Origin of the sequence: Agromyces sp. NPDC052230, from assembly GCF_040679595.1 — a bacterium.
Classification (GTDB): domain Bacteria; phylum Actinomycetota; class Actinomycetes; order Actinomycetales; family Microbacteriaceae; genus Agromyces.
This window is the reverse complement of record NZ_JBFAVC010000010.1, coordinates 106243-123231: the sequence shown is the minus strand read 5'-3', so window position 1 is coordinate 123231 and position 16989 is coordinate 106243. Positions and strand designations below refer to the sequence as shown.

Genomic DNA, 16989 nt, shown 5'->3' with positions numbered 1-16989 from the left:
TCCCCCTCCGGGGGGGCGACGACCGGGGCGCCCACTGTGGGGGGGGCCGGGGGGGGGGGTTGCTACAAACCCCCCGGGGCGCGCCCCCCCCCCCGGGGGGGGGGCCGCCGCCTTGTCCAGCGCCCGCCCCGCCGTCGTATCCGGGCTGTGCCCGGACGTCACACCGGCGCCCACGGCCGAAGCTCACGCGGGCGTCGACGCGGCTTCAGGCGTCAGGCGCCCTGACGCAGGATGTCGAACGCGACGCGGCCGTCCTCCGACACGCGTGCGTCCAGCGTCTTGTCGTCGAGGGCGCGCGCGGCGGCCTCGCCGAGGTACACGCGAGCGCCGGCCTGCTCGACCACCGCGTCATGCTCGAGCGGCGTCGGCACGATCGCCACGCCGAACTCGGTGGCCTCGTCGTTCTCGGTGTCGATGCGCAGCCCCGCGTCCTCCGTGCCTCCGCTGCGGGAGACGATGTCCTTGACGACAGTGCTGGCATTGTCGGTGAGCGTGAGCATTGGGCTCCTCCTCTTCGATCACGAAGGGCCTACTCTTGCGATCGGACCGACTCCCCGCGACCCCCTTGCAGTCTGCGAACGGATGCCGCAGACTGGGCGCCCCTCAGGGGGTCGTTCGGGCCATGCGGGTCGGCGTTCCGTGACGCCTCCCAGCCGCACGGTCTACCCTGAAGGGTGACTTCCGACGATCTTCCCGTTGCGGCCGAGGCTCCCGAGCAGCCCGCCACGACGTTCTCCGATCTCGGGCTCGACGGTGCGGTGCTGAAGGCGCTCGACGATGTCGGCTACGAGACCCCCTCCGCGATCCAGGAGGCGACCATCCCCACCCTGCTGCAGGGGCGCGACGTCGTTGGCCTCGCGCAGACGGGCACCGGCAAGACGGCGGCATTCGCGCTGCCGATCCTCGCGCGCCTCGACGTCTCGCAGAAGACCCCGCAGGCGCTCGTGCTGGCCCCCACCCGTGAGCTCGCGCTGCAGGTCTGCGAGGCGTTCGAACGATATGCCGCCCACCTGAGGAACGTGCACATCCTGCCCGTCTACGGCGGGCAGGGCTACGGCGTGCAGCTGTCGGCGCTCCGCCGCGGCGTGCACATCGTGGTCGGCACACCCGGTCGCATCATGGACCACCTCGACAAGGGCACGCTCGACCTGTCGGAGCTCAAGTACCTCGTGCTCGACGAGGCCGACGAGATGCTGAAGATGGGCTTCGCCGAAGACGTCGAAACGATCCTCGCCGATACGCCGGCCGACAAGCAGGTCGCCCTGTTCTCGGCGACGATGCCCGCGGCGATCCGGCGGATGTCGCAGCAGTACCTGCGCGACCCCCAGGAGATCACGGTCAAGACCAAGACCCAGACGCACGCGAACATCTCGCAGCGCTACCTGATCGTGTCGTACGCGCAGAAGGTCGACGCCCTGACGCGCATCCTCGAGGTCGAGAACTTCGAGGGCATGATCGTCTTCGTCCGCACGAAGAACGTCACCGAGGAGCTCGCCGAGAAGCTCCGCGCGCGCGGGTACGAAGCCGCGGCGATCAACGGCGACATCGCGCAGGTGCAGCGCGAGCGCACCGTGAACCAGCTGAAGTCGGGCAAGCTCGACATCCTGGTGGCCACGGATGTCGCGGCGCGCGGCCTCGACGTCGACCGCATCAGCCACGTGGTCAACTTCGATATCCCGACCGACAGCGAGCCGTACGTGCACCGTATCGGCCGCACCGGCCGCGCCGGACGCACGGGTGATGCCATCAGCTTCGTCACGCCCCGCGAGCGCGGCCTGCTGGCGCGCATCGAGAAGGCCACCAAGCAACCGATGACCCAGATGCAGCTGCCGAGCGTCGAGGAGGTCAACGTCACCCGCCTCGCCCGATTCGACGACCGCATCACCGAGGCACTCGGCCAGACCGAGCGCGTCGAGGCGTTCCGCGACATCATCGCCCACTACGTGCGAAACCACGACGTTCCCGAGGTGGATGTCGCGGCCGCCCTCGCGGTCGTCGCGCAGGGTGAGTCGCCGCTCCTGCTCGAGCCCGAGCCCGAGCGTCCCCGCCGCGAGCGCGCCGAACGCGACCGCCCCGACCGCGGCGACCGCGGAGATCGGCCCGAGCGCCGCGACCGCGGAGATCGGCCCGAGCGCCGCCACCGTCCCGGCGACATGGCCATGGCCACCTACCGGATCGCGGTCGGCCGGCGCCACAAGGTGGAGCCGCGGCAGATCGTCGGTGCGCTCGCGAACGAGGGCGGACTCAACCGGGAGGACTTCGGGGCGATCCAGATCCGTCCCGAGTTCTCGCTCGTCGAGCTGCCCGCAGACCTGCCCGGTGAGACGCTCGCGCGGCTCGAGGGCACGCGCATCTCGGGCCGGCTCATCGAGCTGCGCCCCGACACCGGCGCACCGCGTCGTCGCCCACGCGACGACGAGAAGCCCTACCGGAAGCCGAGGCACACCAAGAGCTGAGGCGGGTCCGCGCCCCGCGACATCCGCTCGCCGTACTCAGGCCACCATACGACCTCGGCGGCCAGCCACCGTCCACGCCGCCCCGCGCGAGCGCTGCAGCAGCCAGGTGGCGATCGCGGCGCCGATCGCCCAGGCGACGAGGACCGCGATCGACCCCCAGGCCACGAACGGGCCGTCGGGCCGCCACGCTTCGAGGAGCCCCGCACGCAGGTGGGCCAGGGGGAACACGTTGCCGATGGCCCGCATCCACTCGGGTCCGCCGACGAGGAACACGTCGGAGAAGAACGCGATCACGAAGAGGAGGAGCAAGGAGACGGCGCCCGACGCCCTGGCATCGGGAACGGCAGTTGCGAGCAGCACGCCGCAGGCCGCCAGCGCGGCCACCCCGAGCACCACGATCACGGCGCTGAGCGCGACGCCCGCCACGGTCGTGCGCAACTCGAACGCCACCGCACCGAGCAGGAGCATCGCCGCCGCGATCACCCACCCGACCACGATCGCGGCGACGGCCCGGCCGGCGCCCAGCTCGGCCGTCGACAGCGGCGTGCCATGCCAGCGCTTGAGCACGCCGCGTTCGGCCGACCGGGCCACCCATTCGGCCGTGTTGATGAACGCGACGACCGCGACGCCCCACGCGCACATCGCCGCCGACGTGGACGTGATGATCGGGATGCCGTCGCGCTCGCCGCCGCCTTGGAGCGTCACGAGCAGCCAGGCGAGTCCGAGCGGCAGCACTACGGCGAAGAACAGGTCGCCGGGCCGCCGGAGCGTCGATCGGATCGCTGCACCGATCTGGCCGAGCGTCCGGGCGAAGGCCGTGGGCTTCCGGGATTCGACGCGATCGAGCACGGCGGCGGCCGACGTTCCGGCCGACGGCAGCGCCTCCGCCACGCGGGTGCGGTCACCAGCCCGGCTCCCCGCCCGCAGCCGCCCGGCCTGCGGCTCCCACCGGAACACCAGGGCGGCGACCACGACACCGGCGACGCCCCACGCGGCGACGAGTCCGAGGTGGCCGAGGTTCCACAACGGAAGGTCGTCGAGGGGATTGAAGAGGTCCTGCAGCGAAACGACGAACGGCTTCATCGGCAGTGCCCAGGCGAGGCTGTTCAGCCATCCGGGCAGCTCGCCGCCGATCACGAAGACGCCCGAGATGAACGACAGCACCACCACGCCGCCGATCGTGATCGCCTCGGCCGACCGCGACGACGGCGCGAGCGACGCGACCGCGATGCCGAGCGCGCTGAACGAGAGGAGGGCGACGAGGATGGTCACCACGAGGGGCGCCACGATCTCGGCGGGCACGGTCACCCCGTAGGCCAGGATCGCCACGGCCAGGACCACTGCGACCCCGCCGGCCCCGAGCAGCGCGACCCCGACGACCTGTGCCGCGACATAGATCCAGCCGGGCAGCGGCGTGCCCCGCAGGCGCTTCAGCACGAGCGACTCGCGGTCGAGCGCCACCCCGATCGCGATCGACGGCAGGGTCGCGAAGAGGCAGCCCATCGCGATGGCGGTCGGTGCCGCGAACTGCATGACCCGCAGGTCGGTCGCGGGATCGACCACGTCGTTGCCTGCGACGATGCCGATCAGGATGAGCCACACGAGGGGCAGGCCGAACGTGAACACGAACGCGATGCGCGCCCGCCAGAGGGACCGGAACACGTGGCCGCTGCGCTGCGCGAGCAGGCCCATCGACCCCGGTCGACCCGTATCCTCCGCGAGGGGTGAGGCGCCGACGACGGATGTCTCGGGCGTCGAGCTCACGCCGGCACCGCCTCGTCGGTACCGGCGTGCACCGCGCGTTCGCCGACGAGTTCGAGGTACGCGTCCTCCAGGGTCGGCCGACGCACCTCGATGGCGTCGAGCGGCACGCGGCGTTCGAGCGACCAGTTCGTGATCTCGTGCAGCGTCCGCGTCGCATCATCCGTCGTGACGCGCCATTCGGCTCCGTCGCGTTCGACCGCAGCGCCATCGCCGAGCGCCGCGGGCAGGCCCACGATGGCAGCGGCGCCGTCTGGGGCGACCTTCGCGGCATCCGTCGGCTCAGCGGTGCGGAACCCGATCACCGTCGCCCGGCCGTGCGCGGCGAGTTCGTCGGGTGCGCCGAGCGCGACGAGGCGGCCGGCGACCACGACCGCCACGCGGTCGGCAAGGTGCTGCGCCTCGTCGAGATAGTGCGTCGTGAGCAGCACCGTGGTGCCGTTCGCGCGGAGGTCCCGCACGATGGACCACGCCTGCCGCCGCGCCTCGGGGTCGAATCCGACCGTCGGCTCGTCGAGGAAGAGCACCTCGGGCGCGCCGACGAGCCCGAGTGCGAGGTCGAGGCGACGCTTCTGGCCCCCCGAGAGCGTGCGCACGCGCGCCGAGCGCTTGGCCGTGAGCCCGACGAGCTCGAGCACCGCGTCGGCATCGAGCCGTCGCGGATACAGGTTGCGATGCAGGCGAACGAGCTCGACCACCGTCGCGTCCTCGTCGAAGCCGGCGTCCTGCAGCACGATGCCGATGCGCTCCCGCAGCGTCCGCTCGCGGCGGCCGGGGTCGTGCCCGAGCACGCGCACCTCGCCGGAGTCGGCCGTGCGGTGGCCCTCGATGATCTCGACGACCGTCGTCTTGCCGGCTCCGTTCGGACCGAGCAGCGCGAACACCTCGCCGCGCTCGATCTCGAACGACACCCCGTCGACGGCCTGAACGGGGCCGTACGCCTTGCGCAGATCGCGTACCTCGATCGGACGCATTCCACCTCCCTGGTCGGTCTCGACGATAGGGGCGGGCGGATGTCGCACGCTGGGCCGAAAGTCCCCTTCGGGACTCGACCTCGCCGGCGGCACCCGGGCGGATGCACCTGCTGTCCCATCCCGCGGCGGATTCGCATTCCGCCATGCGTCTCACGCACGTGATGCCGACCCGCCCCTCCGCATATCCTCGTAGGGTGCCGCGGCCCCCCGAATGGGTGAGCGGCGGGTTCCATGATGGCGAGGTGAGCACGGTGTTCGACGGGGAAGGGCCCGACCAGGGGCAGCCCGACGAGCCGCCGCGCCGACCCCGGGGCCGGCATGCCGCACCGAAGGCCGCAGCGGCGGGCGACGGATGGCGCGCCCGGCTCGCCGCAGCCGCAGCACCCGTCGCGGCATCCCTCGAACCCCGGGTCTCCGCCGCGGGTGCGTGGTTGTTCGAGCGGCGCCTGCACGTGCTCATCGTGGCGGCCACCCTCGCCACCGTCATCATGCTCGGCGGCGCCGTGGCGCTCATCTCATCCGCCGGTTCCGGCGGCCGCGATGGTGAGGCGGGCGACGTCGGCGACTCGCCGAGGCCGACCTCCACCGATCCGGGATCGCCGAACTCGTATGCGCCGATCCTGCCGAGTCCCGGCCCCGCACCGACTCGGACCCCGACCCCCACTCCGCCGCCGGCGGACGAGGCCGACCCCGTCGAGGAGATCCCGGTCGACCCGGTCGATCCGGCCGACCCGACCGTCGAACCCCCTCCAGGTACCGGAAACGGACGCCCCGACCCCCCCGGGCACACCAACAAGCCGCCCAAGCCGTGAGTACGGTGGCGTCGGCGGGGATTCGTCCCCGTCACATGCCGCGTTCATTGACCGTTCAGATTCACGTGTTCGGCTAGCCTTACCCCCGACGCTCGTGGACGCGCGTCTTCACCGATCGAATGGGACGATACGTGAACACCCGTACGGCCGAGTACCCGCGGCCGGACCACTTCCTCCTCCACATCAGCGACACGCACCTGCTCGCAGGCGGCGGTCTGCTCTACGATCGCGTCTCGAGCGAGCAGCACCTGCGTACGCTCTTCGATGAGTTCGAGGCATCCGGTGCCCGGCCCGAGGCCATCGTCTTCACCGGAGACCTCGCCGACCGCGGCGAGCGCGACGCGTACGATCGCATCCGCCGCATCGTCGACCCCGTCGCCGCGCGCCTCGGAGCGCAGGTGATCTGGGTCATGGGCAACCACGACGATCGCGCCGCGTTCCGGCGCGGGCTCCTCGGCGACCGGATGGGCGGCTACCGCCCCGTCGACCGCGTCGACGACGTCAACGGGCTCCGCGTCATCACGCTCGACTCCACGGTGCCCGGACACCACCACGGCGAGGTCGCGCCGGCGCAGCTCGACTGGCTCGCCGAGGAGCTGTCGATCCCCGCACCGCACGGCACGATCCTCGCGATGCACCACCCGCCCGTGCCGAGCGTGCTCGACCTCGCGGCCTCCGTGGAGCTGCGCGATCAGGCCGATCTCGCCGAGGTCGTCGCCGGCAGCGACATCCGCTCGATCATCGCCGGCCACCTGCACTACTCGTCGACCGCGACCTTCGCGGGCGTGCCCGTGTCGGTCGCCTCGGCGAGCTGCTACACGCAGGACCTGAACGTGCCCGTCGGCGGTACGCGCGGACGCGACGGCGCGCGCGCGTTCAACCTCGTGCATGTGTACCCCACGACCGTGCTGCACTCGGTGGTGCCGCTCGGAGCGTTTCCCATGCTCGACTGGATCGACGCCGACGAGAGCACGCGTCGGCTCGGGGTCTCGGGCGTCAGGATCCAGGATGCCACGACGACGCCCGTGCCCAAGGAGCCCCCGTTCACCATGCCGATCCCGGTGCTCGCGTAGGGCGGCGTCAGGCGGTGGCGGATGCCTCGAGCCGCGTGTCGCCCGCGGCATCCGCCGACGTCTCCCACGGCGCCGCGATCGGGAAGTAGCGCTCGAGGAAGTCGATCACGGCAGACGTGCGTTCCTCGACGGAGATCTCGGGGAAGCTGCCGTCGTTGAGGCAGAACATGTCCTGGTCTCGGCGCTTCAGGAGCCGCTTCATCACGGGGAGCGCACGCCGCAGGGTGGTCTCGACGTACTTCACGCGGGCATCGGTCTGCACGACCGCCCGTCCGGTGATCAGCGCGTAGTAGTGGTAGAGCGAGTTCGTCACCGAGATGTCGGTCGCCGAGCGGAACCGGCTCGCCGCCGTGCGCCGGAACTCCTCGGGGAACTCGGCCTCGAGCTGGGCCAGCACGCTCTTGCGCAGCGGCGCGGCGCAGTGTTCGAGGTGACGCGTCGTGACCTTGCCGAAGCGCTCGCGCAGCAGCGCTCGGTTCACGCGGGCCGCGTTCTCGAACCCCGAGCGACCGGGGTGCGTCTCGCCGAGCCCGATGCGGGTGGTCGCCTCGACGAACTTGGTGATGCCCCCGGGTGAGAAGAACAGCGACGGGCGTACCGGCCGGCCGAAGAACATGTCGTCGTTGGAGTAGAGGAAGTGCTCAGCGAGGCCCGGGATGCGGTGCAGTTGGCTCTCGACGGCGTGCGAGTTGTGCGTCGGCAGCACCGAGGTGTCGGCGAACATCTCCTCGCTGCGCACGAGGGTGACCTTCGGATGGCTCGCGAGCCACGCCGGGGCCGGTGAGTCGGTGGCGATGAATATGCGACGCACCCAGGGCGCGAACAGGTGCACCGACCGCAGTGCGTACTTGAGTTCGTCGATCTGGCGATAGCGGGCCTCGGAGTCGTCGCCCTCGCCCACGACGTAGCTCTGCATGCGCTTGGCGCGCTCGCGCACGAACTCGTCGCTCGAGCCGTCGACCCAGGAGAAGACCATGTCGATCTCGAAGTCCACGTCGGTCGCGAGTGGCTCGAACATGTGCTCGAGGGTCGGCCAGTCGCGACCGTGCAGGTGCACGACATCGTCGACGGCCTCGGAGCGGGGCAGCGTGCGACGCATGAGGGCGTTCTCGACGGGCGCCTCGATGGTGTCGTCGCCGAACCGCCAGAGTTCGAGCTGCACGGCTGTCTCGGGGCCGTAGCGGAGGCGCCCGATCGGTTCGACTCGCGGCCGGTGCAGGCGAAGCACGGTCGGCTTCCGATGCGCCGAGAGGCGGCCGTCGGCGAGGAGCACCGGATGGGATCCCGCTCCCCGGTCGGGCGCGACGGGAAGCGCGTAGAACGGCTCATTGGCGAACGACGTGGCGAAGGCGCGCGCCACCGCCTTGCGGTCGGCACGGTCGACGGCGATCACGAGACGGTCGTCGTCGCCCCGCACCAGCAGGTAGCCGATCCCGGCGTCGTCGAGCGCGCGGCCGATGGCGAGGAGGTCTTCGACCATCGACTCGTGCGGCGTGGTGTGGCCGTTGCGGAGCGCGTACTGGCCCTTGCGGATGACGAGGTCGTCGCGGTCGAACCGCGAGATCGCGGGCGCCGACGGAACCAGCACGAGCTCGGAGGCATCTGCGAGTCGCAGGGGCGGGGCTTCAGGGCCCTCGCCTCTCGCGAACGCGCTCCCGTTGAGATCGTGCAGGTCGTGCAGGTCGGCGGTGCGATCGCGATCGGAACTCGTCACGGAAGATTGGCCTCCAGGGGTCGGCGGGTCGCGTCGAGGATGACGCGGGGTATCAGACGATTCTATGTCGCGGGAGCCCGCTCACCGACGGGTTGCGCGGGGGTCTCTGCGTGCCGGCGACTGATTCTCCGCGGCGACCTCGGGCCGAGATGCGCGTCACTTCGAGTCGGGCGACGCAACCCGGCGGATGAACCGAAGGGCGACGTCCGCGAACGCCTCGTCGTCGAGCCCCAGCGAGAAGATCGCCGAGACATGGGTGTGGTCGGGCACGGTGATGAAGGGCGGGAAGACCCCGTGCTCTGCGGTGAACGCCCGCAGCAGGGCAGCGGCCTGCACGTGGAACACCGACGGGTCGAGCTCGGCCACCCCGAGCAGCAGGGGTACGTTCGCCCGCAGCAGGCCGGGGATCGCGCTCCGTGCCGGGTGGGCCGAGGCATCCGCGCCGTAGTAGACCTCGAGCATCGGATGCGATCCGCCGTCGGCGGGCCCGTAGAGCGCCGACAGCACGATGCCGCCGACGACGCCCTCTCCGATCGCGCCGCCGTGGCCCGCGAGGTAGCCGGCGACGTGGGTCCCACCCGCGGACTGTCCCATCACGATGATGCGCTGCGGGTCGCCGCCGTGCTCGTGGGCGTGCGCTTCGAGCCACCCGACGGCGCCCGCGACATCCTCGGCGCCGGCCGGCCAGCCGTGATCCGGCGCGAGCCGGTACGTCATCGTGACGCCGAGCAGACCGGCCGCGGCGGCCCACCCGCCGACGTGGTCGTAGTACGGCAGCCGCGGGTCGTGCTTGTCACCGCCGGTGAACCCGCCGCCGTGCACGAACAGCAGCACGGGTCTCGCTCCGCTCGCGCCCTCGGGCGCATGCACGTCGAGCCGGTGTCGCGTATGAGGGCCGTAGCGGAGGTCGCGGGAGACACGCGCGGCGAGGTAGCCTCGCTCCTCGTGCAACGGGGCGAGCAGCCGGCGCTCCCGCGCGATGCTGTCGGGGGTGAACTCCCGACCGTCGGCGCGGAGTGCGGCGACGACGTCGTCGGGCAGCCCGTTCATGGTCTCGTCAGGCTAACCCAGCGTGCCAACCTGTGTGCCCGCACATGTCCCGGGCGTACCGTTCGGAGATGAGTGACCACGACGCACGAGCCATCACGAAGCCCCCTCCCGCCGGACCGGTACGCGACACCGAGTACATCCACGGCGCCGGCGCGACCGGGCGGCTCGACGCGGTCGGCACCGGCCCGATGCGCGTGGTCGGCGGGAGCGCGAGATGATGCTCGACGCGCGGGAGGCGCCGCTTTCAGGACCGTTCGCGGTCGACCACGTGCTCGCGAGCGAACTGCCGCCGTCGCTCGGCACCGTCGACGCACCCGAGCGGTATGTCGTCGCGGCCGTGTTCAAACGACGTCCGCGCCCCGCCGAACTCGAACTGCTCGGCGACCCCGAGGTGCACCGGCAGCTCGCCGACGCCGGGTACCCCGACGTCACGCTGGCCGCGGCCGATCGTCGGCTGCTCATCGGGAACACCAACCTGCACGAGCTCGAGTCGGGCCTCGCTCGTACCATCGCCGTGATCCTCGAGCGGATCGGCGTGCAAGCCCACGAACGCCACGACGAACTCACGGACGAGCGCAACATTCTCTCCGAGCGCGAAGCGGCGCGGGCCGCCTCCGTCGCGGTCGCCGCCGGACGGATCCGGTTCGAGGCGCACGCGTCGCTGTACCACTGAGGCGCGTCCGGGGTCCCGAGCCGGCCCCCGTGACGCCGCGTGACGCCCTATTGAGTCGTGTGACGGCGGGTGCCATCGTGTGACGCCCGCCCTCGCGGCATCCGCTCGCCCTCCCTAGCGTCGAGCCGGGGAGGCACACGTATGACACGACTCATCATCGGCGCCATGGTCAGGGCGATCGGCGCCTACCCGTCGGGCTGGCGGTACCCGGGCGCGCACCGGGATCCGCGCGGCGACGCGGCCGTGCTGCGCCGCACCGCCGAGGTCGCGGAGGCTGCGCGGCTCGACTACCTCTTCTTCGGCGATTGGCTCGCCACCGGGCACGACCTGGAGTTCCAGGACCCCTACCTCGTGGCCCGCGTCGACCCGCTCTCGGCGGTGACCTACCTGGCGGGAATCACCCGCCGCATCGGCCTCATCGCGACCTCGAACACGAGCTACGCCGACCCGTACACGCTCGCGCGGGCGACCGCGTCGATCGACCTGCTGTCGGGCGGACGAGCGGGCCTCAACCTCGTCACGGGCGCAGAGCCACGCGTCGCCGGCAACCATGGTCGGGACTTCCTCGCGACGAGCGAGTCGCGATACGACCGGGCGGTCGAGTTCGAGCACGTGCTGCGCCACCTCTGGGACTCGTTCGAGGACGGAGCGATCGTGGCGGATGCCACGGCCGGCGTCTACCTCGACCCGTCACGCCTGCACGCCACCGACTTCCACGGCGCGCACCTCAGCGTCGCCGGCCCGCTCAACGTCGCACGACCCGTGCAGGGTCACCTCCCGCTCGTGCACGCGGGCAGTTCACCGCATTCCAAGCTGTTCGCTGCGCAGTTCGCCGATCTCGCCCTGGTGGCGGTGTCCGGACTCGAGCACGCCATCGCGATCCGGGCGGAGTTGCGCTCGCTCGCCTTCGAGTCGGGCCGCGACGATCGCACCCTGAAGGTCATCGCGCCGGTGCTGCCCATCGTCGGAGATACCCGAGCGCATGCGCAGTCGATCGCCGACGAGCTCAGCGAGCTGGTGCAGATCGCCGAGGACTGGCCCGATGGGCCGCCCGCGGCCTTCCCGGCGAACCGCTCACTGCGCCAGCTCTCCGCCCTCGTCGGCCTCGACGTCTCGCAGCTCTCGCCCGACCGGTCGGTGACGCCCGCGCTCGTCGGGCGGTTCAGCGCGGCCGGCCAGGAGCTCGTGGAGATCGTGGCCGAGCGCACGGGCCGACTTCCATCGGGCGACCGGCCGCCGACGCTGCGCCACCTCGTGGTCGCGGCATCCGTCGCCGCTTCCATGGTCGTCGGCTCGGCCGACGAGATCGCCGCAGAGTTCGAGGCATGGGCGGACGCGGGCGCCGTCGACGGGTTCAACGTGCTCTCCGCGGTGCAACCGGCGCAGTTCGAGGCGTTCGCGTTCGGGGTCGTGCCCGAGCTGCAGCGCCGCGGAGTCTTCCCGACCGCGTACGAGGGGGAGACGCTCCGGGAGCATCTCGGCCTCGGCCGTCCCGAGAACGTCCACGTGGGGGTGGGGCGCCCACGCGTCGGTTCGTGACCGAATGTGTCGCGGCGTGACCTCCGGCGACTCACCGCCGTTGAGGGTCGCCGCGCACGGTCGTAGGTTCGACGCCAGTCGACCGGAGGAGCAGCAGTGACCACCACGGAGGTACGCACCGTGACCGGGCCGCTCGCCGCCCTCGCCGACGCCGGGCTCGAGGTGCCTGTGCTCGGCGGCGGGACGGTGCGGCACGTGAACCTCGACGTCGCGGCATCGGCACCCGCGCTCGCCGCCGTCGCCGCACATGTCACGCGGGTGCTGCCGTACTACGCGAGCGTGCACCGCGGCAGCGGGTACCCGTCGCAGGCGATCACCGCCCTCGTGGAGGAGGCCCGAGTCACCGTCGCGCGGCACGTCGGGGCCCGCGACGACGACATCGTCGTGTTCACGCGCAACACCACCGACGCCCTGAACCTCCTCGCCGCCGCCGTGCCCGGTGACACCGTGGTGCTCGACCTCGAGCACCACGCGAACCTGCTGCCGTGGCGCGCGCGGCGCGTGGTGGTGGGCGAACGCACCATCGCCGCCACCCTCGACGCGCTCGACGCCGAGCTCGCGCGTCGTCCGGCGGTGCTCGTGTCGGTCACCGGCGCGTCGAACGTCACCGGCGAGGTGCTGCCGATCGAGGCGATCGCGACGCTCGCGCATGACCGCGGTGCCCGCCTGTCGGTGGATGCCGCGCAGTTGCTGCCGCACCGCCGCGTCGACCTCGCAGCATCCGGAATCGACTACCTCGCGTTCTCGGGGCACAAGGCCTACGCGCCGTTCGGTGCAGGCGCCCTGGTGGGCCGCGCCGACTGGCTCGACGCGGCGCCCGCCCACCTGGCCGGCGGGGGAGCGGTCGACTCGGTGCGGCTCGACGGGGTCGACTGGAAGTCGGGCGCCGACCGGCACGAAGCCGGCACCCCCAACGTCGTCGGCATCGCGGCGCTCTCCCGGGCGCTCGTGGAACTCGAACGGCTCGGCGACGCGGCTCGGCACGAGCACGAGCGAGCCCTCACCGAGCGCCTGCACTCCGGACTCGCGGTGATCCCCGGGGTTCGCGTGATCGCGGGCTTCGACGACGCGCGCGACCGGCTCGGCATCGCGACGATCGAGCTCGAACAGGGGTCCGTCGGGCTCGTGGCGGCGGCGCTCGCGGCCGAGCACGGCATCTCGGTGCGCGCCGGGCGCTTCTGCGCGCACCCGTTCTTCGATCGCGTCGCGCGCCGCGCGAACGGCCTCCGCGCCAGCCTCGGCGCCGGCTCGACGGCCGATGACGTCGATCGATTCCTCGCCGCGCTCGCCCGACTCGTGGCCGATGGGCCCGAGCACGCGTACGAGCGCACGCCGGCCGGCTGGTGTCCGCGCGTCGACGACCGTCCGCGCCTCGTGATCGACTGAGCCGCAGCCGCAGCCGCAGCCGCAGCCGCATCCGGGTCGCCGGGGCACCCGGGTCTCCGTCGCATCCGCGGCATCCGCCGAACGCCGTTCGCTACCATGGCGGGCATGCGTGCGCACCGGTTCGGCCTGACCATGACGGGTCTGGCAGCGACCGTCGCCCTGCTCGGCGGATGCGCCGTGAACGAGCAGGGCGACCGTGAGAGCGACCTGTCGGGGGTGCTCGACGGTGCCGGTTCCTCGGCGCAGGGCGCCGCGCAGGACGCCTGGATCGCCGGGTTCCAACGCGCCAACGCCGGGGTCACCGTCAACTACGACCCTGCCGGCTCGGGCGCCGGCCGTGAGCAGTTCATCGTCGGAGCCGTCGACTACGCCGGCAGTGACACGCCGCTCACGATCGACGAGACCGAGGGCCCACTCGAACGATGTGCCGAGGGATCCGGGGCGATCAACCTGCCCGTGTACCTCTCGCCCATCGCGCTCGCGTTCAACGTCGAGGGCGTCGACCGGCTGCAGCTCGACGCGGCATCCGTCGCCCGCATCTTCACGGGCGAGATCGAGCGCTGGAACGACCCCGACCTCGTTCGCCTGAACCCCGAGGTGACGCTGCCCGACGAACGGATCACGCCGGTGCACCGGTCGGACGACTCGGGCACCACCGAGAACTTCACGGAGTACCTCGCCGAGGCTGCGCCAGAGCAGTGGCCCGACGAACCCGACGACGCCTTCCCGTACGAGGGCGAGGCGGCGCAGGGCAACTCCGGCATCGTGGGCGTCATCCGCGACGGCGTGAACGTCATCGGGTACATCGACGCCTCGCGTGCCGAGGGACTCGACATCGCGAGCCTCATCGTCGGCGAGGAGGCCGTCGCGCCCGATGCCGAATCGGCCTCCGCCGTCGTCGACGTGTCGCCGATGGAGCCCGGCCGGCCCGACGACGATCTCGTGATCGACATCGACCGCGGCACCAGCGAGCCCGGCGTGTACCCGCTCGTGCTCGTGAGTTACCTCATCGCCTGCCGCGAGTACCGCGAACCCAACGACGGCGAGCTCGTGCGCAGCTACCTCGAGTGGGTCGCGAGCCCCGAGGGGCAGGATGCCGCGGCCGAGGACGCCGGGTCGGCTCCGATCTCGGCGGCACTGCGCGAGCGGGTGCAGGCCGCGGTCGCCGCCATCCGCTGAGGCGCGGCGGCATTCGTCGCCCGCCCGCCCATTGCCCGGGGCCGTGGGATGCGCCACACTCGGCGCATGGGATCAGCGTTGACCACCATCGGATTGCCCGTCGCCCTCGGCATCATCATGTTCGGCCTGGGCCTCACCCTCACGCCAGGCGACTTCGCCCGGGTGGCGAAGCATCCGAAGGCGGTGATCGTCGCCCTCGTCTGCCAGCTCCTCCTCCTGCCGGCGCTCTGCTTCGGCCTCGTGCTGCTCTTCCGGCTCCCACCCGTGCTCGCCGTCGGCATGCTGTTGCTCGCGGCGTCACCGGGCGGCACCACGGCCAACCTCTACAGCCACCTGTTCCGCGGCGACGTGGCGCTCAACATCTCACTCACGGCGATCAACTCGGTGATCGCCGTGTTCACGCTCCCGCTCATCACCAACCTCGCGATCGCGTACTTCCTGCCAGGTGACGACTCGCTGGGGCTGCAGCTCGCGAAGGCCGTCGAGGTGTTCGCCATCGTGCTCGGCCCCGTGGTGCTCGGCATGCTCGTGCGCTGGTGGAAGCCCGGCTTCGCCGACCGCATGGACAAGCCCGTGCGCATCGCCTCGATCGTGATCCTCGTCGTCGTGATCGCCGGCGCGATCGTGTCGAACCTCGAGCTCCTCCTCGAGAACGCCGGCAGGCTCGCGGGCATCACGGTGCTCTTCTGCGTGCTCAGCCTCTCGGTGGGAGACGTCGTGCCGCGCCTGTTCCGGATCGATCGTGCGCAGTCGACCGCGAGCTCCTTCGAGATCGGGATCCACAACGCCACCCTGGCCATCGTGATCGCGCAGACCGTGATCGGCAGCGTCGAGATGAGCCTGCCCGCCGCCGTCTACGGGGTGCTCATGTTCTTCGTGGCGCTGGCGTTCGGGTTCGCCATCCGCGGGCGTCGGCCGGCGAGTGGGCGCGCCCCGGCCGCTGGGGCAGGGACGGACGCCGCGGACGGCGAGACGGATGTCGCGGCCGCGACGACCGCGACGACCGATGGCGCAGGGGAGGTGACGCCGCCGACACGCTGAGTCGCGGCGACGGGCTCAGCCCGCCGCCGATCGAGGCGCGGAGATGGGAACCGGTCACGAGGATCCACGCGAACGTCGCCGTGACGAGTTGCGGCGGATCGTGTACGGCACGCCCGGAGATCCGCCGGACGAGCTCGTCGCCGAGCTCGTCGAGCTCGAGGAGGACCTCGCGCGCCCGCACCGCCCCGTCGCCGGCGAGGGCCAGGCGACGGATGGGAGCGACCGCCCGTCGGGAGCGGTCGGGACGGTCTGGGCGGATCGGCCGCTCGACCCGATCGAGGCGGTCGAGTGGCGACCGCCGTCACGGCGGCGGCGCTCGCCGCGCCGGGTGCTCGCGACATCCGCCGCCGTCGTCGCCGCGGCGATGGTCATGCTCGGCCCCGTGCGCGACGCGCTGGCGCCACCGGAGGGACTGGAGATCTTCGAGCGGGCGCAGACCGATGAGGAACGGAGGTCCGCCGACGAAGTGGCGACCGACGCCCGGCTCGACCCGTACGCGCCGGAGGCACTGCGTTCGCTCGGGCGCCTCTTCGGATACGGCTTCTGGGCGTACCGGGAGGACGGCCTCGTCTGCATGCTGTCGCAGCGGCCGTACTTCTTCGACTGGGAGGAATCCTGCGCGACGCTCGACGCGTTTCGCGAGTCGGAGCTCACCCAGCGCATCGGCGCCGACACCATCCGCGACGGGTCGCGGCCGCGTCGATTCCATCTCGGCGACATCGTGGTGGTCGGCTGGGGGCCGACATCGATCGAGCTGGAGTGGCGGTTGGAGCCCGCTTCGTAGACTGGGAGGCACGCACCGGGAGGGGACGGGATGCAGCCACTGGTCGAGAGCGAGATCCGCCAGGCGCTCGGCAACGCCAGTGCGACGGAACTCGCCCAGCTCACGCTGCCGCTCGACTTCCTGCTCGTCGAATGGGCGCACCTCGACGCGTTCGCCTGGCGTGACCCCCGCATCGCAAGCCGCGGCTACCTCGTGACCGAGCTCGACGGGTCGCCGGCGGGCGTCGTGCTCCGGGCGGCCGCCTCGAACGGGTCGCACCACCGCGCCGCGATCTGCAACCTGTGCCACACCCAGCAGCCCGCCGACCAGGTCGTGCTGTTCTCGGCTCGCCGCGCCGGGGCGGCGGGTGAGCGCGGCGACAGCGTGGGCACCTACATGTGCGCCGACCTGGCCTGTCAGGAGACCGTGCGCCTCGGCCGTCCCGCCGCGCCGTCCGAGGTGCAGCCGGGCGTGCACGAGATCATGCGCATCGAGGGCCTCGCGCGTCGTACGCGGGCGTTCGTCGCCGACGTGCTCTCCTCGTCGTAACCGAGGAGCGAGGAGCAGG

The 16989-nt window shown here is 71.8% G+C and carries 16 protein-coding genes; 11 read left to right on the top strand and 5 right to left on the bottom strand.

The genetic code is table 11. The features are described from left to right. Positions 1-212 precede the first annotated feature (212 nt). A complete protein-coding gene (locus AB0K73_RS19730) occupies positions 213-500 on the bottom strand; it encodes a hypothetical protein (protein WP_360518380.1) in 288 nt (95 codons plus the stop codon). Positions 501-674: 174 nt separating this feature from the next. Here AB0K73_RS19730 and AB0K73_RS19725 point away from each other — a divergent pair, with 174 nt between their 5' ends. Then, positions 675-2456, top strand: coding sequence for a DEAD/DEAH box helicase (locus AB0K73_RS19725; RefSeq protein WP_360518383.1), 1782 nt, complete (start codon positions 675-677; stop codon positions 2454-2456). A gap of 36 nt (positions 2457-2492) precedes the next feature. Here the strand turns inward: AB0K73_RS19725 and AB0K73_RS19720 are convergent, their stop codons facing one another. Together AB0K73_RS19720 and AB0K73_RS19715 are read right to left on the bottom strand one after the other, a co-directional pair. Further along, the gene (locus AB0K73_RS19720; protein ID WP_360518386.1) at positions 2493-4220 is read right to left on the bottom strand and encodes an ABC transporter permease; all 1728 of its coding nucleotides are present in this window, start codon (positions 4218-4220) and stop codon (positions 2493-2495) included. Beyond that, a complete protein-coding gene (locus AB0K73_RS19715) occupies positions 4217-5191 on the bottom strand; it encodes an ABC transporter ATP-binding protein (RefSeq protein ID WP_360518389.1) in 975 nt (324 codons plus the stop codon). Before AB0K73_RS19715 ends, AB0K73_RS19720 begins: the two co-directional genes overlap by 4 nt. A gap of 194 nt (positions 5192-5385) precedes the next feature. Here AB0K73_RS19715 and AB0K73_RS19710 point away from each other — a divergent pair, with 194 nt between their 5' ends. Together AB0K73_RS19710 and AB0K73_RS19705 are read left to right on the top strand one after the other, a co-directional pair. Next, positions 5386-6003, top strand: a complete 618-nt coding sequence (locus tag AB0K73_RS19710; RefSeq protein ID WP_360518392.1) for a hypothetical protein — start codon at positions 5386-5388, stop codon at positions 6001-6003. Positions 6004-6134: 131 nt separating this feature from the next. Continuing rightward, entirely contained in the window at positions 6135-7076 is a 942-nt protein-coding gene (locus tag AB0K73_RS19705; protein WP_360518395.1) for a phosphodiesterase, read from the top strand. 7 nt (positions 7077-7083) lie between these two features. On the opposite strand, the gene AB0K73_RS19700 is transcribed toward AB0K73_RS19705, so the two are convergent. Together AB0K73_RS19700 and AB0K73_RS19695 are read right to left on the bottom strand one after the other, a co-directional pair. Further along, positions 7084-8664, bottom strand: a complete 1581-nt coding sequence (locus AB0K73_RS19700; RefSeq protein WP_360518731.1) for a stealth family protein — start codon at positions 8662-8664, stop codon at positions 7084-7086. Between the two features lie 282 nt (positions 8665-8946). Next, positions 8947-9840 (bottom strand): alpha/beta hydrolase, encoded by an 894-nt coding sequence (locus AB0K73_RS19695; RefSeq protein WP_360518398.1) that lies wholly within the window; start codon positions 9838-9840, stop codon positions 8947-8949. 68 nt (positions 9841-9908) lie between these two features. Between AB0K73_RS19695 and AB0K73_RS19690 the strand changes: the two genes are divergently transcribed. From AB0K73_RS19690 to AB0K73_RS19655, 8 genes are all read left to right on the top strand, one after another. Then, on the top strand, positions 9909-10058 hold the full coding sequence (locus AB0K73_RS19690; protein WP_360518401.1) for a hypothetical protein: 150 nt from the start codon (positions 9909-9911) through the stop codon (positions 10056-10058). Further along, positions 10055-10513 (top strand): hypothetical protein, encoded by a 459-nt coding sequence (locus AB0K73_RS19685; RefSeq protein ID WP_360518404.1) that lies wholly within the window; start codon positions 10055-10057, stop codon positions 10511-10513. Before AB0K73_RS19690 ends, AB0K73_RS19685 begins: the two co-directional genes overlap by 4 nt. 141 nt (positions 10514-10654) lie before the next feature. Beyond that, positions 10655-12052, top strand: a complete 1398-nt coding sequence (locus tag AB0K73_RS19680; protein WP_360518407.1) for an NtaA/DmoA family FMN-dependent monooxygenase — start codon at positions 10655-10657, stop codon at positions 12050-12052. A 96-nt stretch (positions 12053-12148) separates the two neighbouring features. Beyond that, positions 12149-13438, top strand: a complete 1290-nt coding sequence (locus AB0K73_RS19675; protein ID WP_360518410.1) for an aminotransferase class V-fold PLP-dependent enzyme — start codon at positions 12149-12151, stop codon at positions 13436-13438. 105 nt (positions 13439-13543) lie between these two features. Continuing rightward, positions 13544-14617, top strand: a complete 1074-nt coding sequence (gene pstS, locus AB0K73_RS19670; protein WP_360518413.1) for a phosphate ABC transporter substrate-binding protein PstS — start codon at positions 13544-13546, stop codon at positions 14615-14617. Between the two features lie 66 nt (positions 14618-14683). Continuing rightward, positions 14684-15658, top strand: a complete 975-nt coding sequence (locus AB0K73_RS19665; RefSeq protein ID WP_360518416.1) for a bile acid:sodium symporter family protein — start codon at positions 14684-14686, stop codon at positions 15656-15658. Between the two features lie 43 nt (positions 15659-15701). After that, on the top strand, positions 15702-16442 hold the full coding sequence (locus AB0K73_RS19660; RefSeq protein WP_360518419.1) for a hypothetical protein: 741 nt from the start codon (positions 15702-15704) through the stop codon (positions 16440-16442). A 30-nt stretch (positions 16443-16472) separates the two neighbouring features. Next, a complete protein-coding gene (locus tag AB0K73_RS19655; protein ID WP_360518422.1) occupies positions 16473-16970 on the top strand; it encodes an FBP domain-containing protein in 498 nt (165 codons plus the stop codon). Positions 16971-16989 lie beyond the last annotated feature (19 nt).

Excerpts from the sequence above, each read along its gene's own strand:
- AB0K73_RS19665 (WP_360518416.1), top strand. The coding sequence starts at position 14,684 with ATGGGATCAGCGTTGACCACCATCGGATTGCCCGTCGCCCTCGGCATC.
- pstS (WP_360518413.1), top strand. The coding sequence starts at position 13,544 with ATGCGTGCGCACCGGTTCGGCCTGACCATGACGGGTCTGGCAGCGACC.
- AB0K73_RS19655 (WP_360518422.1), top strand. The coding sequence starts at position 16,473 with ATGCAGCCACTGGTCGAGAGCGAGATCCGCCAGGCGCTCGGCAACGCC.
- AB0K73_RS19685 (WP_360518404.1), top strand. The coding sequence starts at position 10,055 with ATGATGCTCGACGCGCGGGAGGCGCCGCTTTCAGGACCGTTCGCGGTC.
- AB0K73_RS19690 (WP_360518401.1), top strand. The coding sequence starts at position 9,909 with ATGAGTGACCACGACGCACGAGCCATCACGAAGCCCCCTCCCGCCGGA.
- AB0K73_RS19680 (WP_360518407.1), top strand. The coding sequence starts at position 10,655 with ATGACACGACTCATCATCGGCGCCATGGTCAGGGCGATCGGCGCCTAC.
- AB0K73_RS19695 (WP_360518398.1), bottom strand. The coding sequence starts at position 9,840 with ATGAACGGGCTGCCCGACGACGTCGTCGCCGCACTCCGCGCCGACGGT.
- AB0K73_RS19715 (WP_360518389.1), bottom strand. The coding sequence starts at position 5,191 with ATGCGTCCGATCGAGGTACGCGATCTGCGCAAGGCGTACGGCCCCGTT.
- AB0K73_RS19730 (WP_360518380.1), bottom strand. The coding sequence starts at position 500 with ATGCTCACGCTCACCGACAATGCCAGCACTGTCGTCAAGGACATCGTC.
- AB0K73_RS19660 (WP_360518419.1), top strand. The coding sequence starts at position 15,702 with ATGGGAACCGGTCACGAGGATCCACGCGAACGTCGCCGTGACGAGTTG.